Source organism: Sphingobium sp., assembly GCF_003248505.1.
In the GTDB taxonomy this organism is placed as follows: Bacteria; Pseudomonadota; Alphaproteobacteria; order Sphingomonadales; family Sphingomonadaceae; genus Sphingobium.
Genome location: NZ_QFOA01000040.1, coordinates 1 through 15,345, shown reverse-complemented (window position 1 = coordinate 15,345; position 15,345 = coordinate 1). Strand labels below are relative to the sequence as shown.

Here is a 15,345-nt window from a genome sequence, read left to right as displayed (position 1 = left end):
GCGCAGGGCGGCGGCGTGACTCGCCTGGTCGTCATTTCCGGTTGCTCCGGCGGGGGCAAGTCGACGCTGCTGGCCGAACTCGCCCGAAGGGGATTCGTCACGGTCGAAGAACCGGGCCGCCGCATCGTGGATGAGGAGCGGGCCGGAACGGGCGCGGCGCTGCCGTGGGTCGACCTTGCCGCTTTCGCTCGCCGTGCGATCGCGATGGCCCGTGACGATCGGGAATGGGCGTTGACGCAATCCGGGCCCGTCTTTTTCGACCGAGGGCTGGTCGATGCGGCAGCCGCGCTGGAATATGCGACCGGAGAGCCAGCGCTCCATGCCCATGCGGACGAGCGCTACCACTCGACCATGTTCATGGTGCCGCCATGGCCGGCATTATATGAAACGGACGATGACCGGCGGCATGGTCTGAACGAGGCGGTCGGAGAATATGACCGGCTGATGACCGCCTATGGGAAGCTCGGCTACGATATCCGCCCGTTGCCGCAGATCGCGGTCGGCGGTCGTGCGCAATGGCTGCTCGATCAATTGGGGATCGCGTGATCCTTGGAAGCTTCAGGCTTCACTTCTTCTTGCCGAAATCCACGGTGACGACGTTGGAGCCATCGTCGCTGACCACCTGCGGCGCATCGTTTTCCGCCTCTTCGTGCGGTTCGGGCGCTTCGTCTGCGTTGACTTGGAACTGGAGCGCGAAGTTGACCGCCGGGTCGACGAACGCGGTGATCGCTGCGAACGGAATGTAGAGATGGGCCGCGATCTGGTTGAAGGTCAGGCTCACTTCGAAATGCCGGTCGCTGACCTTGAGGTCCCAGAATTTGTTCTGGAGCACAATGGTCATTTCATCCGGGAAGCGTTCGACCAGATGCTTGGGGATGTCGACGCCGGGTGCCTGCGTCTTGAAAGTGATGTAGAAATGATGCGCGCCCGGCAGCCCGCCGGTCGCCTGCACTTCGCCCAGCACCCGGCCTACGACCGCGCGCAGCGCTTCCTGCACGATTTCGTCATAGGGAATCAGGCTGTCGGGGAGGTCATCGCTCATGGCCCAATGTCCTAGCGGCGGGAAACCGGGGGTCAACCCCGTGCGCGTCATTGCATGATGACGGCGAAGCGCTATAGGGCGGCCATGCGCAAGGCCGACATTCACCGCAACACGGCGGAAACCCGCATCGACGTGACCGTCAACCTGGACGGCACGGGCCTTTATACGGTGTCGACCGGCATCGGCTTCCTCGATCATATGATCGAGCAGCTTTCGCGCCATTCGCTGATCGACATGGACGTGAAGACGGTGGGCGACCTGCATGTCGACCAGCATCACACGACCGAGGATACGGCGATCGCCATCGGCGAGGCGGTGGCGAAAGCGCTGGGCGACAAGCGCGGCATTTCCCGTTACGGCCAGGTCTATTCGCCGATGGACGAGACGCTGACCCGCGTGGCGCTCGACATTTCCGGGCGGCCTTGGCTGGTGTGCAAGCTGCCCTTCACGGTGCAGAAGATCGGCGAATGGGACGCGGAGATGGTGGAGCATTTCTTCCACAGCTTCGCGCAGGCGGCGGGCATCACGCTGCACATCGAAAATCTCTACGGCAGCAACAATCATCACATCGTCGAAAGCGCGTTCAAGGGCCTCGCCCGCGCGCTGAGGCAGGCGGTGGAGATCGACCCGCGCAAGGCGGACGCGATCCCGTCGACCAAGGGCATGTTGTAAGAGGTGCGGCGATGTTTCTGATTTCCATCACCTACACCGCCCCCCTCGACATCGTGGACCTCCACCGGGCGGACCATCGCGACTGGCTGGATCGCGGTATTGCCGATGGATGGCTGCTGCTCGCCGGGCCGCTGGAACCGCGCACCGGCGGCGTTCTCCTGGCGCAGGGCACGGCGGAGCAATTGCGGGAAAAAGCGGCGAGCGATCCCTTTGTCGTGCGGGGCGTTGCGACGTTCGAACTGACGGAATTCGTCGCCGTGAAGGCTGCGCCCGGCATTACGCTGGAAAGCCTGCTGGCATGACCGTCGCCCTGATCGACTATGGCGCGGGCAACCTTCATTCCGTGCACAACGCTTTGCGAAAGGCGGGGGCGGCGGATGTGATCATTACCGCCGACGCCGATCAGGTGCGCCGGGCGGACCGGATCGTCCTGCCCGGCGTCGGGGCGTTCCGCGCCTGTCGCGACGCGCTGGTGGCGATCCCCGGCATGGTCGATGCGATGGGCGAAGCGGTAGGCGCGCGCGGTGTCCCTTTCCTCGGCGTGTGCGTCGGGATGCAACTGCTCGCGGACGCGGGCGAGGAGTTCGGGCGGCATGACGGGCTGGGCTGGGTTCCCGGCGTCGTGCGGCGGATCGAACCGGCAGATACGGCGATAAAGGTGCCGCACATGGGCTGGAATGACGTGCGGCTGACCGATGCCGCGCCTGCGCTGCTGGAAAGCGGCGAGGCTTATTTCCTGCACAGCTATCATTTCGACGCGACCGATCCGTGCCACGTCGCCGCCCTGACCGACCATGGCGGCCCGCTGGTTGCGGCGGTGGCGCGCGATACGATCATCGGCTGCCAGTTCCACCCGGAAAAGAGCCAGCGTTTCGGCCTTTCCTTCCTCACCCGTTTTTTGGAGTGGCGTCCGTGAGCCTCATCGTCTTTCCCGCCATCGATCTCAAGGGCGGACAGGTGGTCCGTCTGGCCGAGGGCGACATGGACCGCGCGACTGTCTATGGCGACGATCCCGCCGCGCAGGCGGTGCTGTTCGCGAACGCAGGCGCGCAGCATCTGCATGTCGTCGACCTCGACGGGAGCTTTGCGGGACACGCGGTCAATGCCGCGGCGGTTGAGAGAATTGTCGAAGCGTTTCCCGGCCATGTCCAGTTGGGCGGCGGCATCCGCAACCGGGAGGCGGTCGAACGCTGGTTCGATCTTGGCGTGTCGCGTATCGTCATCGGCACGGCGGCGCTCAAGGACCCCGCCTTCGTCAAAGCGGCGGCGCGTGACTTTCCGGGCGGCATCGTCGTTGCTGTCGACGCGCGCGACGGCTTCGTCGCGACCGACGGCTGGGCTGAAAAGAGCGACATGCCGGTCATCGATCTTGCCCGCCGATTCGAGGATGCGGGCGTCGCCAGCCTGCTGTTCACCGATGTGGGTCGCGACGGCCTGCTCAAGGGATGCAATGTCGAAGCGACGGTGGATCTGGCCCGTGCGACGGACATCCCCGTGATCGCGAGCGGCGGCGTGGCGGGGATCGCCGATATCCGCATTCTCAGCCTCCATGCCGACGAGGGGATCGAGGGCGTCATTACCGGGCGCGCTCTGTATGACGGACGGCTCGACTTGAAGACCGCACTGGCGGTGGCGCAGGCAGCGGCGTGAGCGTTCGCACCCGCGTCATCCCCTGCCTCGACGTCGCAGGTGGGCGCGTGGTGAAGGGCGTCAATTTCGTCGACCTCAAGGATGCGGGCGATCCGGTCGAGCAGGCGCGACTCTATGACGCAGCGGGCGCGGACGAATTATGCTTTCTCGACATCACCGCGACGCATGAGGCGCGGGGCACGATCCTCGATGTGGTGCGGCGCACGGCGGAGGTGTGCTTCATGCCGGTAACGGTAGGCGGGGGCGTGCGCAGCGCCGATGACGCGCGCGCGTTGCTGCTCGCAGGGGCGGACAAGGTGGCGGTCAACAGTGCCGCCGTCACCCGGCCCGAACTGGTGGCCGACATCGCCGACCGCTTCGGCAGCCAGTGCATCGTCGGATCGGTGGATGCGCGCTTAGTGGGCGAGGGACGCTGGGAAATCTTTACCCATGGCGGGCGCAAGCCGACCGGAATCGACGCATTGGACCACGCAATGCGACTGGCGGAACTGGGCGCGGGCGAACTGCTCGTCACGTCGATGGACGGCGACGGCACGAAGCGGGGCTATGACCTCGCGCTCACCCGCGCCATCGCCGATGCGGTATCGGTGCCCGTCATCGCCAGCGGCGGCGTCGGCACGCTCGATCATCTGGTCGAAGGCGTGATCGAAGGACATGCGAGCGCCGTGCTTGCCGCATCGATCTTTCATTTCGGGCAACATAGCATAGGGCAAGCGCATGCCGCGCTGGCCGCCGCCGGCGTTGCGGTCCGCACGCCCGTCCCATCGAACGAGTGAAGGCCGCCGCCATGCGCACGACGCTGCACCAGCTTGAAGCGACGATCCGTCAGCGGCGGAACGCCGACCCTGCTTCCTCCTATGTCGCAAAGCTTGCGCACCGGGGGCGCGCGAAGATCGCGCAGAAGGTAGGCGAGGAAGCGGTCGAGACCGTCATCGCGGCGATGGCCGGCGACCGCGCCGAAATAGTGGGCGAGAGCGCGGATCTTCTGTTCCATATGCTGATGCTGCTGGCCGACATGGACGTGCCGCTGGACGCAGTGCTGGACGAACTGGAGCGTCGTGAGGGCGTGTCAGGCATCGCGGAAAAAGCGGCGCGTCCGAAGGATTGATCCCGATCAAGGGAAAGAAGTTGCGCACGCCGCGTTGATGCGCGAACCTTTACAAGGAAACAGGGGGAGGGCGATTATGCTTCGTTCCGTGATCGGCGGTCTGCTTGGCGGACTGGCCTTGTTCGTTACCGGCTTCATTTTTTGGGGAACGCCGCTGTCGGCCATCGCGATGAGCCGCGCAGGCGACCAGGCGAGCGCCAATCTCCAGGCAGCGCTTGCGCAGGCGCTCAATGCGACCGGGACAGGCGTCTATGTCATCCCCGATCCGTCGACGGCGCAGGGCACGGTCCTTTATGGACGCGGGCCGGTCGCGCAGATATTTTACAACAGCAGCGGTTTTCCGGTGACCGACGGGGCCTCGTTGATCGGCGGCCTGATCCTGTCGCTGATCGTCGGACTGTTGATCGGGCTGGCGTTGAAGCTGGCGCTGACCGATTTTGTCAGCCGGGTGCGCGCGTCGGTCTTCTTCACGCTCGCAGCGGTGCTGTGGGTGGATGTAGGACAAGCAGTCTTCAACCACGCGCCATGGGGCTATATCCTCTACCTTTCCTTCAGCGACTTCGTAGGCCTGGCGCTGGCAGGCGTGATCGCGGCAAAGCTGATGGATAGCAAGACGTCGGTCACGACCGCCGATACACGGCACTGACAGCCTCGTCCGCCATGCGGATCATGCAGGCGGCATGGCGGCGCGCGATCTCCATCCGGTCCGCGCCGTAGCCGCCTCCCATGGTGCTGGCGACAGGAATGGCGCGGGCAAGCGCTGCGCGCATGACGAAACGGTCGCGCGCTTCGAGCCCTGCATCGGTGAGCGCCAGTCGCCCCAGTCGGTCGTCGGCATGGGGATCGACCCCGGCCTGATATAGGATGAGGTCGGGCGCGAAATCCGTCAGCACCGACGGCACGACGTCCCGTAGCGTTGCGAGGTAAAGATCGTCTCCCGTTGCGTCGGGCAGGCCGATATCGAGGGTCGAGCGCGCCTTGCGCGCCGGGAAATTCTTGTCCGCGTGGATCGACAGGGTAAAGATATCCTCCCGCCCGGCCAGCAGCGACGCGGTCCCGTCGCCCTGGTGCACGTCGAGGTCGAGGATCAGGATGCGCGCGGCGTCCCCTTCCGCGATCAGGCGATGCGCGGCGATGGCGAGGTCGTTGAATATGCAATAGCCCGCGCCTGTATCGGCCAGAGCATGGTGGCTGCCGCCCGCCGCATTGGCTGCGTAGCCATGACGCTGCGCCAGCTTTGCCGCCGCCCAGGTGCCGCCCGGTGACAACAGCGACCGCCGCATCACCCGCTCCGTTACCGGAAAGCCGATTCGGCGTTCCTTGGCAGGTGGGACGGTAAGGCTCAGCACTTCCTCAACATAGGTGGCATCGTGGACGGCTTCGATCCAACGGCGCGGCATGGGGTCGGGCAAATGGCGCGCGAAGGAAATCCCGCTTTCCGCCAGCGCGTCCATCACCAGACCGTATTTGTCGAAACGAAAGCCGCTGCCGGGTGTTGCAGGCGAGACATAGGCGGGGTGATGAACAACGTGCAGCATGATCTTTTCGGGCTATCGCGATTTGAACGGTGGCCGCTTTGCGCTATCTGGTCCAGCATGAACCGTTCAATGATGATCCGTGTCCCGATGCTGACGCTGGCTGGCCTGTCTTCCCTTCCTCTCGCCGCACAGACTCCTCCGCCGGTCGTCGCGCCGACTTTGGCGCCGCCTACCGTTCAGCCCGTTCCCTTGCCCCCGCCACCCGTGCCGATTCCGCCTTTGTCGTCCGCTCAGGAAGCATGGGCGAACGAATGGTTGAAGAGCGGCGCGGCGCAAGGATTGATGGCGCGCCAGAAAAGTGGCGATTCGCTTTCCGGCGAAGCGCTCGTAAATGCCGTGCTGGACCGTGCAAAGGCACTGGGCACGGGGCGCGTCGATACCGCCGATTTCCTGAACATATGGGCGTTGCGGCCCGCGCCCTTCGACCCACGGCCCGGCCTGGCCAAAGCGGTCAGCGAAAACCGGCTGGCGCAATGGGCCGCGGGCCTGACGCCGCCTTGGGCGGGGTACGAGACGCTGCGCAAGGGGCTCGCCAAATATGAAGGCATTCGCGACAAGGGCGGGTGGCAGACGTTGACAGCCGCGTCCGCGCCCGATGCCGTGCGCAAGCGTATCGCGCTGGAAGATCCGGCCGTGACGCCCGGCGAACCGCTGACTGCCGTGATCCAACGGGCACAGCGGCGTTACGGCCTCAATCCTACCGGCAATCTCGACACCCGCACGCTGACCGCGCTCAATGTCAGCGTAGACGACCGGATCGCCGCGATCATGGCGAATATGGAGCGGTGGCGCTGGATGCCGCGCAGCCTGCCGGTCAATCGCGTTCAGGTGAACATCGCGGCCGCCGTACTCACCGTGTTCGAAGGCGACCAGCCGGTCAGTTCGATGCGTGCGGTCACCGGCAGCCCGGACAATGCGACGCCGATGTTGTCGTCCAGCATCCATTCGATCGTCGTCAATCCGCCGTGGAACGTGCCGATGTCGATCGCCAAGCGCGAGCTGTTTCCGAAGGGGCGTGCGACGCTCCTGAAACAGGGATACAAGATCGTCAAGACGCCCGAGGGAGGCGAGCGGATCATACAGCCTGCCGGCCCCACCAGTGCGCTAGGGCGGCTGAAATTCGATTTTGACAATCCTTTTGCCGTCTACCTGCACGACACGCCCTCTCGCGGAAAATTTTCCAGCTATGACCGGCTGGCCAGCCATGGCTGCATCCGGCTCGAAAAGCCCGTGGCGCTGGCCGAACAGATGGTGGCGGGCGACCCCACGCTGGATGGGCAAATCCAGACGCTGATCGACGAAGGGAAGACGCAGCGCGTGTCGCTGCCCAAGGAAGTGGCGGTTTATCTCCTCTACTGGACCGCGTTCGCAAACAATGACGGGGTGGTCAGTTTCCGCGCCGATCCCTATGGCTGGGACAAGCTGCTCGCGTCGAAGATCGAGGCGTCGAGCCGCCGGGTCGATCCGACCGCTGCCCCATCCCCCTCCCTTGCATCGAAGGACTGACGTTCCATGCGCAAAATCGCCCTTATCGCCCTTGCCGGTACGCTGATCCTTGCCGCCTGCGGCAAGAAGGAAGAGCAGGCGCCTGCATCCAACAACATGGTCGAACCGCCGGTCGAGAATGTCATCGTCGACGAACCCGAAGCGCCGCTTCCCGAACCGCAGAACAATGCGGTGGCGACTCCGGTAGCGCCGCCGCCATCGGTGTCGGAAAAGCAGCAGATCCAGGACGATGCCGAAGCGACCGGAATGACCGCTCGCCTCCCCGAAGGCGGCGAGCAGAGCCAGCCTGCCGACGAATCGAGCAAGACCGACGAGTAGGAGGCAGCGTCCCGGACTTCAATCCGGGCTCTGCATTTGCTATACGGCGGTCATGGATCGCCGCAATTTTACGAAGTTCGCCCTGAGCGGGCTCGCCTTTTCGTTTTTGTCGGACAGCATGGGGCGGGCCGCTCTGCCCTCTTTCCCCAAACCGGCCATGCCCGCTCCGGTTCCGGCCACCCCCAAGGCGGTGGCCGCCATGCCCTACGCACCGCTGTTGGAGCGGGCGAAGGCGGCGCTCGACAATCACTCCCATCACTTCACGCTTCGTGACCGCATCGCGATCGTGGATTTCGACGCACCGTCGCGCGATACGCGGATGCACATCGTCGACCTGATCGGCGGGCAAAGCAGCAGCTATCTGGTGTCGCATGGGCGCGGGTCCGATCCGGGGCATTCCGGCTGGCTGCACAGTTTTTCCAATGAACCCAATTCGCTGGCAAGCAGCCAAGGCGCATTCAAGACCGGCGACATGTATTTCGGACAGCATGGCCGCTCGATGCGCCTGCTCGGCCTCGACCCGCAGAACGACAATGCCGAGGCGCGGGCCATCGTCGTGCATGGGGCCGACTATGTGAGTGAGGACCATGTCGCCGCGTGGGGCAAGTGCGGTCGTTCGGAGGGCTGCTTTGCGGTAGCGCCGCATCTGGTGCCGCAGGTGCTGGGAATGATGGGGCCGGGGCGGATGCTCTACGCCGACAAGGTCGGCAACGGCTGATCCTGCGTCCGGCGAGCGGGGCGGTCAGCCCTGCCGCCCCACTTCCGCCACGCGCGCCTTCGCCAGCCGCTGTGCCTGGGCCACATCGCCGCGCGCGTCGAGAAAACGGCGTGGATTGATAGGCCGGTCGTTCAGACGCACCTCGAAGTGGAGATGCGTGCCGGTCGAGCGCCCGGTCGATCCCATGCGCCCGATCGTGTCGCCGCGCGCGACATTTTGACCGACCTTTGCCGTAAAACCGGAAAGATGGGCGTAGCGGGTCAATAAGCCATTGCCGTGCGTGATTTCCACGACCTTGCCATAGCCGTGCCGCTGGCCGACAAAGCTGATCGTGCCGCCCGCCGCCGCATTGATGGACTGGCCATAGCGGCCGGGAAAGTCCAGTCCGGCGTGAAAGGCGGCGTGGCCGTTGAACGGATCGCGGCGGTAACCGTATGAACTGCTCAGCATCGGTGTTGCGGTGGGTTTGCCCGAGGGGATCGCCAGCAGGCTGCGTTCCAGAAATTCCATCCGGGTCATCGCGTCGGCCAGTTGTTCCAGTTCACCCGTCATTGCCCCCTTGTCGCCCGTCCAGGGCACGAAGGGACCGCCTTGCGCCCGCGCGGCGGCGCGAGCGAGACGGTCGGGATTGAGGCCGAAGCTGCGGATGGCGGCGGCGGCCTTGTCCGCGCGGCGTTCGACGGCGCGGGTCAGGGCAAGGGCGAAGCGCTGTTGACGTTGCTCTAGCCGCAGCAGGGGAGCGGCGTCGGAAGTCAGGCCGATATTCTCTGCTTTGCCCTTGACGCCTTTGCCCACGTTCCTGTCGTCGCCGATCAGATCGGCGTCGCCGTCCGCCTGCCCGCCGAAATGAGTGCGATAGAGGTCGTCCATGAAATTCTGTCGCTCCTCCAGTCGCCGTGCAAGGCTTTCCACCGACCGGCGGTCCTGGGCGAGCCGGTTCGCGGCAGCCGATACGGAGCGGCCACGCCGCTCGATAGTGGACCGCTGCCGCGCCATGTCCGCGCCCGCCGACAAGGCCGCGGCGCTGCCGCCTGCGAGTGCCGCTGCGGCGACGGCCAGCCCAAGCATCTGCGTGCGCGGCGACAGGCGGAACGTACGCGTCCGGTCGGTCGAACCGATGGTGATGTGGCGGTCGGGGAAGAGGGTGCGAAGGCGTTGGCGCAACGGCGCGATCCCGAACTTTTGGTTTTGAGGCAATGCAGGTCCATGGCTCGTGAAAGAACGAGTCGGGCCGCTAACGAAAGGCAGAAAGGAAGGCGAATCCGCTCATGACGAACCGGGCAGGCTATGCGCTGGAACGATCGGTGACGCCGATGGTTTGCCGCTTGTGCGGCAGTGTGGGCGTTAACGGCGGATCGTTTGGGCGGCGCGCAGCATGGTTTCGGCGGCGGCGGGTGAAATGGCCGGGCTGAAATGGAAACCCTGGCCCAAATGGCAACCGCCCGCGCGCAGATAATCCACTTGCTGCTGTGTTTCGACGCCTTCGGCAACCGTCCGGATGCCGAGGCTGTAGGCAAGGTTCAGCACCGCCCGCACGATGGCGGCGTCGTCCGGATCGGTTTCGAGATCGTGGACGAACTGCCGGTCGATTTTAATGACGTCGATCGGAAACTGTTTGAGATGGGAGAGCGAGGCATAGCCGGTGCCGAAATCGTCCAGGGCGATGGCGATCCCCTGTCCGCTCAGGCGGCGCAGCGTGCGCGCCACACGGTCGGCATTGCGGCCCAGAAAGACCGATTCGGTTACCTCAAGTTCGATGGCCGATGGGGGCAGGCCCGCATCGCCCAAATTATCGAGCAGGCGATCGTGAAAGGCCTCGTCATCCAGGTCCGCACCCGACAGATTGATCGCGACATGTCCGAAATCCAGCCCGCTCGCGCGCCAGTGGGCGCAATCCCGCACGATGTTGCGGATCATCCGGTCGGTGATCGCCGGCCCCAGTTCGGGATGTTCGAAGGCGGCGGCGATGTCGCCCGGCATGATAAGGCCCCCATCCTCTGTAGGGCAGCGGAACAGTGCCTCGAACCCGACGATGATGCCGCTGTCGAGCGCGACCTTCGGCTGATACCAAGCGCAGCCGCCATCGTGCGACAGAATGTCGCGCGCCCGTCCCAGCATCGCCACCTCGCTCTGCCAGTTGGTCAGCAGTTCCGGCCCGAAGAGGGTGGCGCGCCCGCGCCCGCTGGCCTTGGCATGATAAAGCGCGATGTCGGCATGTTTGACGAGCGACGCGCTGTCGCGGCCATGATCGGGAAACATCGCCACGCCGATGCTGGCACGGCAGTCGATGGGTCGCCCCTGATACGCGAAGGGGGCGTGGAGATGGTCGGTAATGCGCGCGAGCAGCATGTCGAGCACCCGCACGTTCGGAAGGCGATTGAGCAAGACCGCGAACTCGTCGCCCCCCATCCGCGCGATGAGGTCGCCGGGCCGCAGGGCTTCGCGCAGTCGTCTCGCCACGGCGCAAAGCAACGCGTCGCCTGCATCATGCCCTGCCGTGTCGTTCACGCGTTTGAACTCGTCGAGGTCGATAAGGAGTACGGCGGCGTGAGCGGCTTGGCGGTTCTCCCCGCTGGGTCGTTGCGTCGCTTCGTCCAGCGCCTTTAAATAGTGGGCGCGGTTGGCAAGGCCGGTGAGCGCGTCCGTCATGGCCAACCGTTCGAGATGACGCTCGGCGGCCTTTCGGTCGGTGATGTCCACGACGCTCGTCATGAAGCAGGTTTCGCCGTCGACCACGACCGGGCGCGATGACAGCATCGCATTGCGGATTGCGCCGTCGCCGCGCCGCAGGCGGCACTCGAAATTGTCGACCGCCTCTTCTCGCAGCAGATGGTGGACAAGCGCGCTGCGCTCGGCGGGGTCGACATAGCAGCTGTCCGCATGGGTGAGGGGGGCCGCTTCACCGCCGCCATACGCATCCTGCGCCGCCCGGTTCTGGCGGACGATGCTGCCGTCGCCGCGCGTCACGAGAAGCGGCACCGGCACCGCCATGAACATGCGTTCGAGCGTGTCGTAGCTGTCCGCGAGGGCGGCCTGCGCCTCGTGCGCCTTGTGGCCGGAAGACCAGGTCTGTCGTTGCAGGCGGTTGTTGCGCACCACCGCCATGCACATGCCGCAGTGGAGGATGAGGATCGCAATCGCCATGCCTGGGAGCGTGGGGGAGTGGGGAGCGGGTGCGGCATAGCCCGTCAGCAGGACAAGCGCGCAGGCAAGGCCGCCGCCGGCATTGCCCATGAAATTCGTCGGCACCACGAGGTAGAAGACGAGCGGAAGCATGACGAGCACGAAGATCGCGATGTCGCTGCGCGAACTGACAAGGAAGGCGATGCCGAGCGCGGTCACGATCTGCCAGACGGTGCAAAGCCGTACGAGCGCGGGGAACGTCTTCACCTGGCCGATCAAAGACAGGCACCCGAGCGACCAGAGTATGACGACAAGGCGCGCGGGCACCGCGACCCAGAAATGCGGCGTTCCCGCAAAGCGCCAGTCGCTCACCAAACATAACGCGTTGAGCAACACGGACAGAATGAACATCCAGCGCGCATGGCGACATGAGTCGGCCAGCCGGTCGGCCTGAAATGTCGCCTCCTGCCCATGGTTGCGGAACTCGCCGGTAAAGGGAGAAATATTTGTCACATCGGGTCCGGGTTGCTGGGCGGCCAAATTAGGAATTTGCGGTTACGATTTCCCTAACCACGGCCTCGCCGTGCGTAAGGCGGGGGCGGGTTGACCCTTTCGGCGTGCATCGCTATAGGCGCGGCTGCCCAGCGGCCTGCCGTGCGAAGACTCGTCTCCTCGCGACTATCAGCTGAGCGACATTAGAGCTGAACATTGCCGGGTGCTCTTGCGGCTCCAGGGGGCGTCATGCCCACCGGGGCCTTTGCTGTTTGGTGGAATCTCCGCCGGGCGGCACGGACGCGGGAATGCCGGTAAAGTAACTGAGAAGGTGAAGGGCTTCATGCCAACGATCAACCAGCTGGTCCGCAAGGGCCGCGAACTGCAGAAGACCAAGTCCAAGGTCCCTGCCATGGAGGCTAACCCGCAGAAGCGCGGCGTTTGCACTCGCGTCTACACGACGACCCCGAAAAAGCCGAACTCGGCACTTCGCAAGGTAGCGAAGGTGCGCCTGGTCAACCAGCGCGAAGTCATCACCTATATCCCGGGTGAAGGCCACAACCTTCAGGAGCACTCGGTCGTGCTGATCCGTGGCGGCCGCGTACGCGACCTTCCCGGTGTGCGTTACCACGTGCTGCGCGGCGTTCTGGATACCCAGGGCGTCAAGGACCGCAAGCAGAGCCGTTCGAAGTACGGCGCGAAGCGTCCGAAGTAAGAAGGGGAGACCAGAAATATGTCACGTCGTCGTCGCCCCGAAAAGCGCGTCATCCTGCCGGATCCCAAGTTCGGCGATATCGTGCTGTCGAAGTTCATGAACAGCATCATGCAGGACGGCAAGAAGGCCGTTGCCGAATCGATCGTCTATGGTGCCCTCGAAACTGTCGAGACCCGCGCCAAGAAGGATCCGATCGGCATGTTCCACGATGCGCTGAACAATGTGAAGCCGGGCATCGAGGTCCGCAGCCGCCGTGTCGGCGGTGCGACCTACCAGGTTCCGGTTGAGGTGCGTCCCGAACGCGCGCAGGCGTTGGCCATTCGCTGGCTGATCACCGCTGCCCGCAATCGCAGCGAAACCACGATGGCCGCACGCCTGTCGGGCGAACTGCTGGACGCCGCCAACAACCGCGGCAATGCGGTCAAGAAGCGCGAAGACACGCACCGCATGGCGGAAGCGAACCGCGCCTTCTCGCACTATCGCTGGTAACCTGTGATAGAAAAAGGGAAGGCGGGCACCTATATGTTCGCCTTCCCGCAAAGGCTTTGAATATCGGTCCGTTCGCCGGGGTGCTACCCATGGCGGACGGATTGGTTTAAGGGCCACGCGCAAATCCTAAACGAATCCCCAACCGCCGGTGCGCCGGCAACGGAGAAGCATCATGGCCCGCAGCCATCCGCTCGAACGCTATCGCAATTTCGGCATCATGGCCCATATCGACGCCGGCAAGACCACCACGACCGAGCGTATCCTTTACTACACCGGCAAGTCCTACAAGATCGGCGAAGTCCATGACGGCGCCGCCACCATGGACTGGATGGAGCAGGAGCAGGAGCGTGGTATCACAATCACGTCGGCTGCGACGACCTGCGTGTGGAAGGCTGAAGAGGGCAAGGGTCCCGAGCATCGGCTGAACATCATCGACACGCCCGGTCACGTCGACTTCACCATCGAGGTCGAGCGTTCGTTGCGCGTGCTCGACGGCGCGGTTGCTGCGTTCGACGGCGTCGCGGGTGTGGAGCCGCAGTCGGAAACCGTGTGGCGCCAGGCGGACAAGTACAAGGTGCCGCGGATGTGCTTCATCAACAAGCTCGACCGCACCGGCGCGAACTTCTATTATTGCGTGCAGACGATCATCGACCGTCTGGGCGCGACTCCCGCCGTCCTCTATCTGCCCATCGGTGCGGAAAGCGATTTCAGGGGTCTGGTCGATCTGGTCGAGAACCGTGCGATCATCTGGAAGGACGAGAATCTGGGTGCCGAGTTCACCTATGAGGAAATCCCCGCCGATCTCGCCGACAAGGCCGCCGAATATCGCGAAAAGCTGGTCGAGCTTGCCGTTGAGCAGGATGACGAGGCTATGGAAGCCTATCTCGAAGGCAACGAGCCCGACACTGCGACGCTCAAGAAGCTGATCCGCAAGGGCACGCTCAATCAGGCGTTCGTTCCGGTGCTGTGCGGCTCCGCGTTCAAGAACAAGGGCGTGCAGCCTCTGCTCGACGCGGTCGTCGACTATCTGCCTTCGCCGCTCGACATTCCCGACGTGCAGGGCATCAACCCTGACACCGAGGAGCCCGACAGCCGCGCGACGGCGGACGATGCGCCTTTCTCTGGCCTCGCGTTCAAGATCATGAACGATCCGTTCGTGGGCTCGCTGACCTTCCTGCGCGTTTATTCGGGCACCCTGACCAAGGGCACCTATCTGAACTCGGTCAAGGACAAGAAGGAAAAGGTCGGTCGTATGCTGCTGATGCATGCGAACAGCCGTGAGGACATCGACACAGCCTATGCCGGCGACATCGTCGCGCTGGCGGGCATGAAGGAAACCACCACGGGTGACACGCTGTGCGCCGAGCGTCAGCCGATCATTCTGGAGCGGATGGAATTCCCCGAGCCGGTCATCGAATTGTCGGTGGAACCCAAGACCAAGGCCGACCAGGAAAAAATGGGTGTTGCGCTCAATCGCCTGGCTGCCGAAGATCCGTCCTTCCGCGTGTCGACCGATCACGAATCGGGCCAGACCATCATCAAGGGCATGGGCGAACTCCACCTCGAAATCCTCGTCGACCGCATGAAGCGCGAGTTCAAGGTCGAGGCGAACGTCGGTGCGCCGCAGGTGGCCTATCGCGAATATCTGAAGAAGCCGGTCGACGTCGACTACACCCACAAGAAGCAGTCGGGCGGCACCGGCCAGTTCGGCCGCATCAAGGTGAAGCTGACGCCGGGCGAGCGCGGCGCGGGCATCATCTTCAAGGACGAGATCAAGGGCGGCAATATTCCCAAGGAATATATTCCCGCGATCGAGAAGGGCATGCGCGAGACGGCAGCCACGGGTTCGCTGATCGGCTTCCCGATCATCGACTTCGAAATCCTGCTCTACGACGGTGCGTATCATGACGTCGACTCGTCGGCGCTGGCGTTCGAAATCACCGGTCGCGCCGCGATGCGCGAAGCGGCGCAGAA

General features: G+C 64.4%; 18 protein-coding genes. 14 read left to right on the top strand and 4 right to left on the bottom strand.

Features of this window, described 5'->3' with window-relative positions:
- The first annotated feature begins 15 nt into the window (after positions 1 to 15).
- The gene (locus tag DI606_RS12735; protein WP_293983567.1) at positions 16 to 546 is read left to right on the top strand and encodes an AAA family ATPase; all 531 of its coding nucleotides are present in this window, start codon (positions 16 to 18) and stop codon (positions 544 to 546) included.
- A gap of 19 nt (positions 547 to 565) precedes the next feature.
- Here the strand turns inward: DI606_RS12735 and DI606_RS12730 are convergent, their stop codons facing one another.
- Positions 566 to 1,042, bottom strand: coding sequence for an SspB family protein (locus DI606_RS12730; protein ID WP_293983564.1), 477 nt, complete (start codon positions 1,040 to 1,042; stop codon positions 566 to 568).
- An 84-nt stretch (positions 1,043 to 1,126) separates the two neighbouring features.
- Here DI606_RS12730 and hisB point away from each other — a divergent pair, with 84 nt between their 5' ends.
- The 7 genes from hisB to DI606_RS12695 all read left to right on the top strand — a co-directional run bounded on the left by hisB (position 1,127) and on the right by DI606_RS12695 (position 5,118).
- Positions 1,127 to 1,714: an imidazoleglycerol-phosphate dehydratase HisB gene (hisB, locus tag DI606_RS12725; protein ID WP_293983562.1), complete on the top strand. Its 588-nt coding sequence runs from the start codon at positions 1,127 to 1,129 to the stop codon at positions 1,712 to 1,714.
- An 11-nt stretch (positions 1,715 to 1,725) separates the two neighbouring features.
- A complete protein-coding gene (locus DI606_RS12720; protein WP_293983558.1) occupies positions 1,726 to 2,016 on the top strand; it encodes a YciI family protein in 291 nt (96 codons plus the stop codon).
- Positions 2,013 to 2,630, top strand: coding sequence for an imidazole glycerol phosphate synthase subunit HisH (gene hisH, locus DI606_RS12715; protein ID WP_293983555.1), 618 nt, complete (start codon positions 2,013 to 2,015; stop codon positions 2,628 to 2,630). The genes DI606_RS12720 and hisH overlap by 4 nt, the downstream gene beginning before the upstream one ends.
- Positions 2,627 to 3,364 carry a 1-(5-phosphoribosyl)-5-[(5-phosphoribosylamino)methylideneamino]imidazole-4-carboxamide isomerase gene (gene hisA / locus DI606_RS12710; protein ID WP_293983551.1) on the top strand — a complete coding sequence of 246 codons (738 nt, stop codon included), beginning with the start codon at positions 2,627 to 2,629 and terminating at the stop codon, positions 3,362 to 3,364. Before hisH ends, hisA begins: the two co-directional genes overlap by 4 nt.
- Entirely contained in the window at positions 3,361 to 4,140 is a 780-nt protein-coding gene (gene hisF, locus DI606_RS12705; RefSeq protein ID WP_293983550.1) for an imidazole glycerol phosphate synthase subunit HisF, read from the top strand. Before hisA ends, hisF begins: the two co-directional genes overlap by 4 nt.
- 11 nt (positions 4,141 to 4,151) lie before the next feature.
- Positions 4,152 to 4,472, top strand: coding sequence for a phosphoribosyl-ATP diphosphatase (locus DI606_RS12700; RefSeq protein ID WP_293983547.1), 321 nt, complete (start codon positions 4,152 to 4,154; stop codon positions 4,470 to 4,472).
- Positions 4,473 to 4,548: 76 nt separating this feature from the next.
- The gene (locus DI606_RS12695; RefSeq protein ID WP_293983544.1) at positions 4,549 to 5,118 is read left to right on the top strand and encodes a hypothetical protein; all 570 of its coding nucleotides are present in this window, start codon (positions 4,549 to 4,551) and stop codon (positions 5,116 to 5,118) included.
- Here DI606_RS12695 and DI606_RS12690 read toward each other — a convergent pair.
- Positions 5,093 to 6,010 (bottom strand): histone deacetylase, encoded by a 918-nt coding sequence (locus DI606_RS12690; protein ID WP_293983541.1) that lies wholly within the window; start codon positions 6,008 to 6,010, stop codon positions 5,093 to 5,095. The genes DI606_RS12695 and DI606_RS12690 overlap by 26 nt on opposite strands.
- A 72-nt stretch (positions 6,011 to 6,082) precedes the next feature.
- Between DI606_RS12690 and DI606_RS12685 the strand changes: the two genes are divergently transcribed.
- Genes DI606_RS12685 through DI606_RS12675 form a run of 3 tightly spaced genes read left to right on the top strand, consistent with a single transcriptional unit; the run spans position 6,083 to position 8,552 of the window.
- A complete protein-coding gene (locus tag DI606_RS12685) occupies positions 6,083 to 7,516 on the top strand; it encodes a L,D-transpeptidase family protein (RefSeq protein WP_293983603.1) in 1,434 nt (477 codons plus the stop codon).
- A 6-nt stretch (positions 7,517 to 7,522) separates the two neighbouring features.
- The gene (locus tag DI606_RS12680) at positions 7,523 to 7,834 is read left to right on the top strand and encodes a hypothetical protein (RefSeq protein WP_293983538.1); all 312 of its coding nucleotides are present in this window, start codon (positions 7,523 to 7,525) and stop codon (positions 7,832 to 7,834) included.
- A 52-nt stretch (positions 7,835 to 7,886) separates the two neighbouring features.
- Positions 7,887 to 8,552: a murein L,D-transpeptidase catalytic domain family protein gene (locus DI606_RS12675; RefSeq protein WP_293983536.1), complete on the top strand. Its 666-nt coding sequence runs from the start codon at positions 7,887 to 7,889 to the stop codon at positions 8,550 to 8,552.
- Positions 8,553 to 8,576: 24 nt separating this feature from the next.
- On the opposite strand, the gene DI606_RS12670 is transcribed toward DI606_RS12675, so the two are convergent.
- Together DI606_RS12670 and DI606_RS12665 are read right to left on the bottom strand one after the other, a co-directional pair.
- Entirely contained in the window at positions 8,577 to 9,749 is a 1,173-nt protein-coding gene (locus DI606_RS12670) for a M23 family metallopeptidase (RefSeq protein ID WP_293983533.1), read from the bottom strand.
- A 147-nt stretch (positions 9,750 to 9,896) separates the two neighbouring features.
- Positions 9,897 to 12,188, bottom strand: coding sequence for a bifunctional diguanylate cyclase/phosphodiesterase (locus DI606_RS12665; protein WP_293983531.1), 2,292 nt, complete (start codon positions 12,186 to 12,188; stop codon positions 9,897 to 9,899).
- Between the two features lie 322 nt (positions 12,189 to 12,510).
- Here DI606_RS12665 and rpsL point away from each other — a divergent pair, with 322 nt between their 5' ends.
- The 3 genes from rpsL to fusA form a co-directional block, all read left to right on the top strand.
- Positions 12,511 to 12,882 carry a 30S ribosomal protein S12 gene (gene rpsL, locus DI606_RS12660; protein WP_007686591.1) on the top strand — a complete coding sequence of 124 codons (372 nt, stop codon included), beginning with the start codon at positions 12,511 to 12,513 and terminating at the stop codon, positions 12,880 to 12,882.
- A gap of 18 nt (positions 12,883 to 12,900) precedes the next feature.
- Positions 12,901 to 13,371, top strand: coding sequence for a 30S ribosomal protein S7 (gene rpsG / locus DI606_RS12655; RefSeq protein WP_021227559.1), 471 nt, complete (start codon positions 12,901 to 12,903; stop codon positions 13,369 to 13,371).
- 172 nt (positions 13,372 to 13,543) lie between these two features.
- A partial coding sequence (fusA, locus tag DI606_RS12650) for an elongation factor G (protein ID WP_293983523.1) occupies positions 13,544 to 15,345 on the top strand: 1,802 nt, incomplete at its 3' end.

Bases quoted from the DNA above. Each gene is read 5' to 3' on its own strand.
- DI606_RS12680 (WP_293983538.1), top strand. From the start codon at position 7,523: ATGCGCAAAATCGCCCTTATCGCCCTTGCCGGTACGCTGATCCTTGCC.
- rpsL (WP_007686591.1), top strand. From the start codon at position 12,511: ATGCCAACGATCAACCAGCTGGTCCGCAAGGGCCGCGAACTGCAGAAG.
- DI606_RS12675 (WP_293983536.1), top strand. From the start codon at position 7,887: ATGGATCGCCGCAATTTTACGAAGTTCGCCCTGAGCGGGCTCGCCTTT.
- DI606_RS12695 (WP_293983544.1), top strand. From the start codon at position 4,549: ATGCTTCGTTCCGTGATCGGCGGTCTGCTTGGCGGACTGGCCTTGTTC.
- hisH (WP_293983555.1), top strand. From the start codon at position 2,013: ATGACCGTCGCCCTGATCGACTATGGCGCGGGCAACCTTCATTCCGTG.
- DI606_RS12730 (WP_293983564.1), bottom strand. From the start codon at position 1,042: ATGAGCGATGACCTCCCCGACAGCCTGATTCCCTATGACGAAATCGTG.
- DI606_RS12690 (WP_293983541.1), bottom strand. From the start codon at position 6,010: ATGCTGCACGTTGTTCATCACCCCGCCTATGTCTCGCCTGCAACACCC.
- hisB (WP_293983562.1), top strand. From the start codon at position 1,127: ATGCGCAAGGCCGACATTCACCGCAACACGGCGGAAACCCGCATCGAC.
- DI606_RS12685 (WP_293983603.1), top strand. From the start codon at position 6,083: ATGATCCGTGTCCCGATGCTGACGCTGGCTGGCCTGTCTTCCCTTCCT.
- DI606_RS12700 (WP_293983547.1), top strand. From the start codon at position 4,152: ATGCGCACGACGCTGCACCAGCTTGAAGCGACGATCCGTCAGCGGCGG.
- rpsG (WP_021227559.1), top strand. From the start codon at position 12,901: ATGTCACGTCGTCGTCGCCCCGAAAAGCGCGTCATCCTGCCGGATCCC.
- DI606_RS12720 (WP_293983558.1), top strand. From the start codon at position 1,726: ATGTTTCTGATTTCCATCACCTACACCGCCCCCCTCGACATCGTGGAC.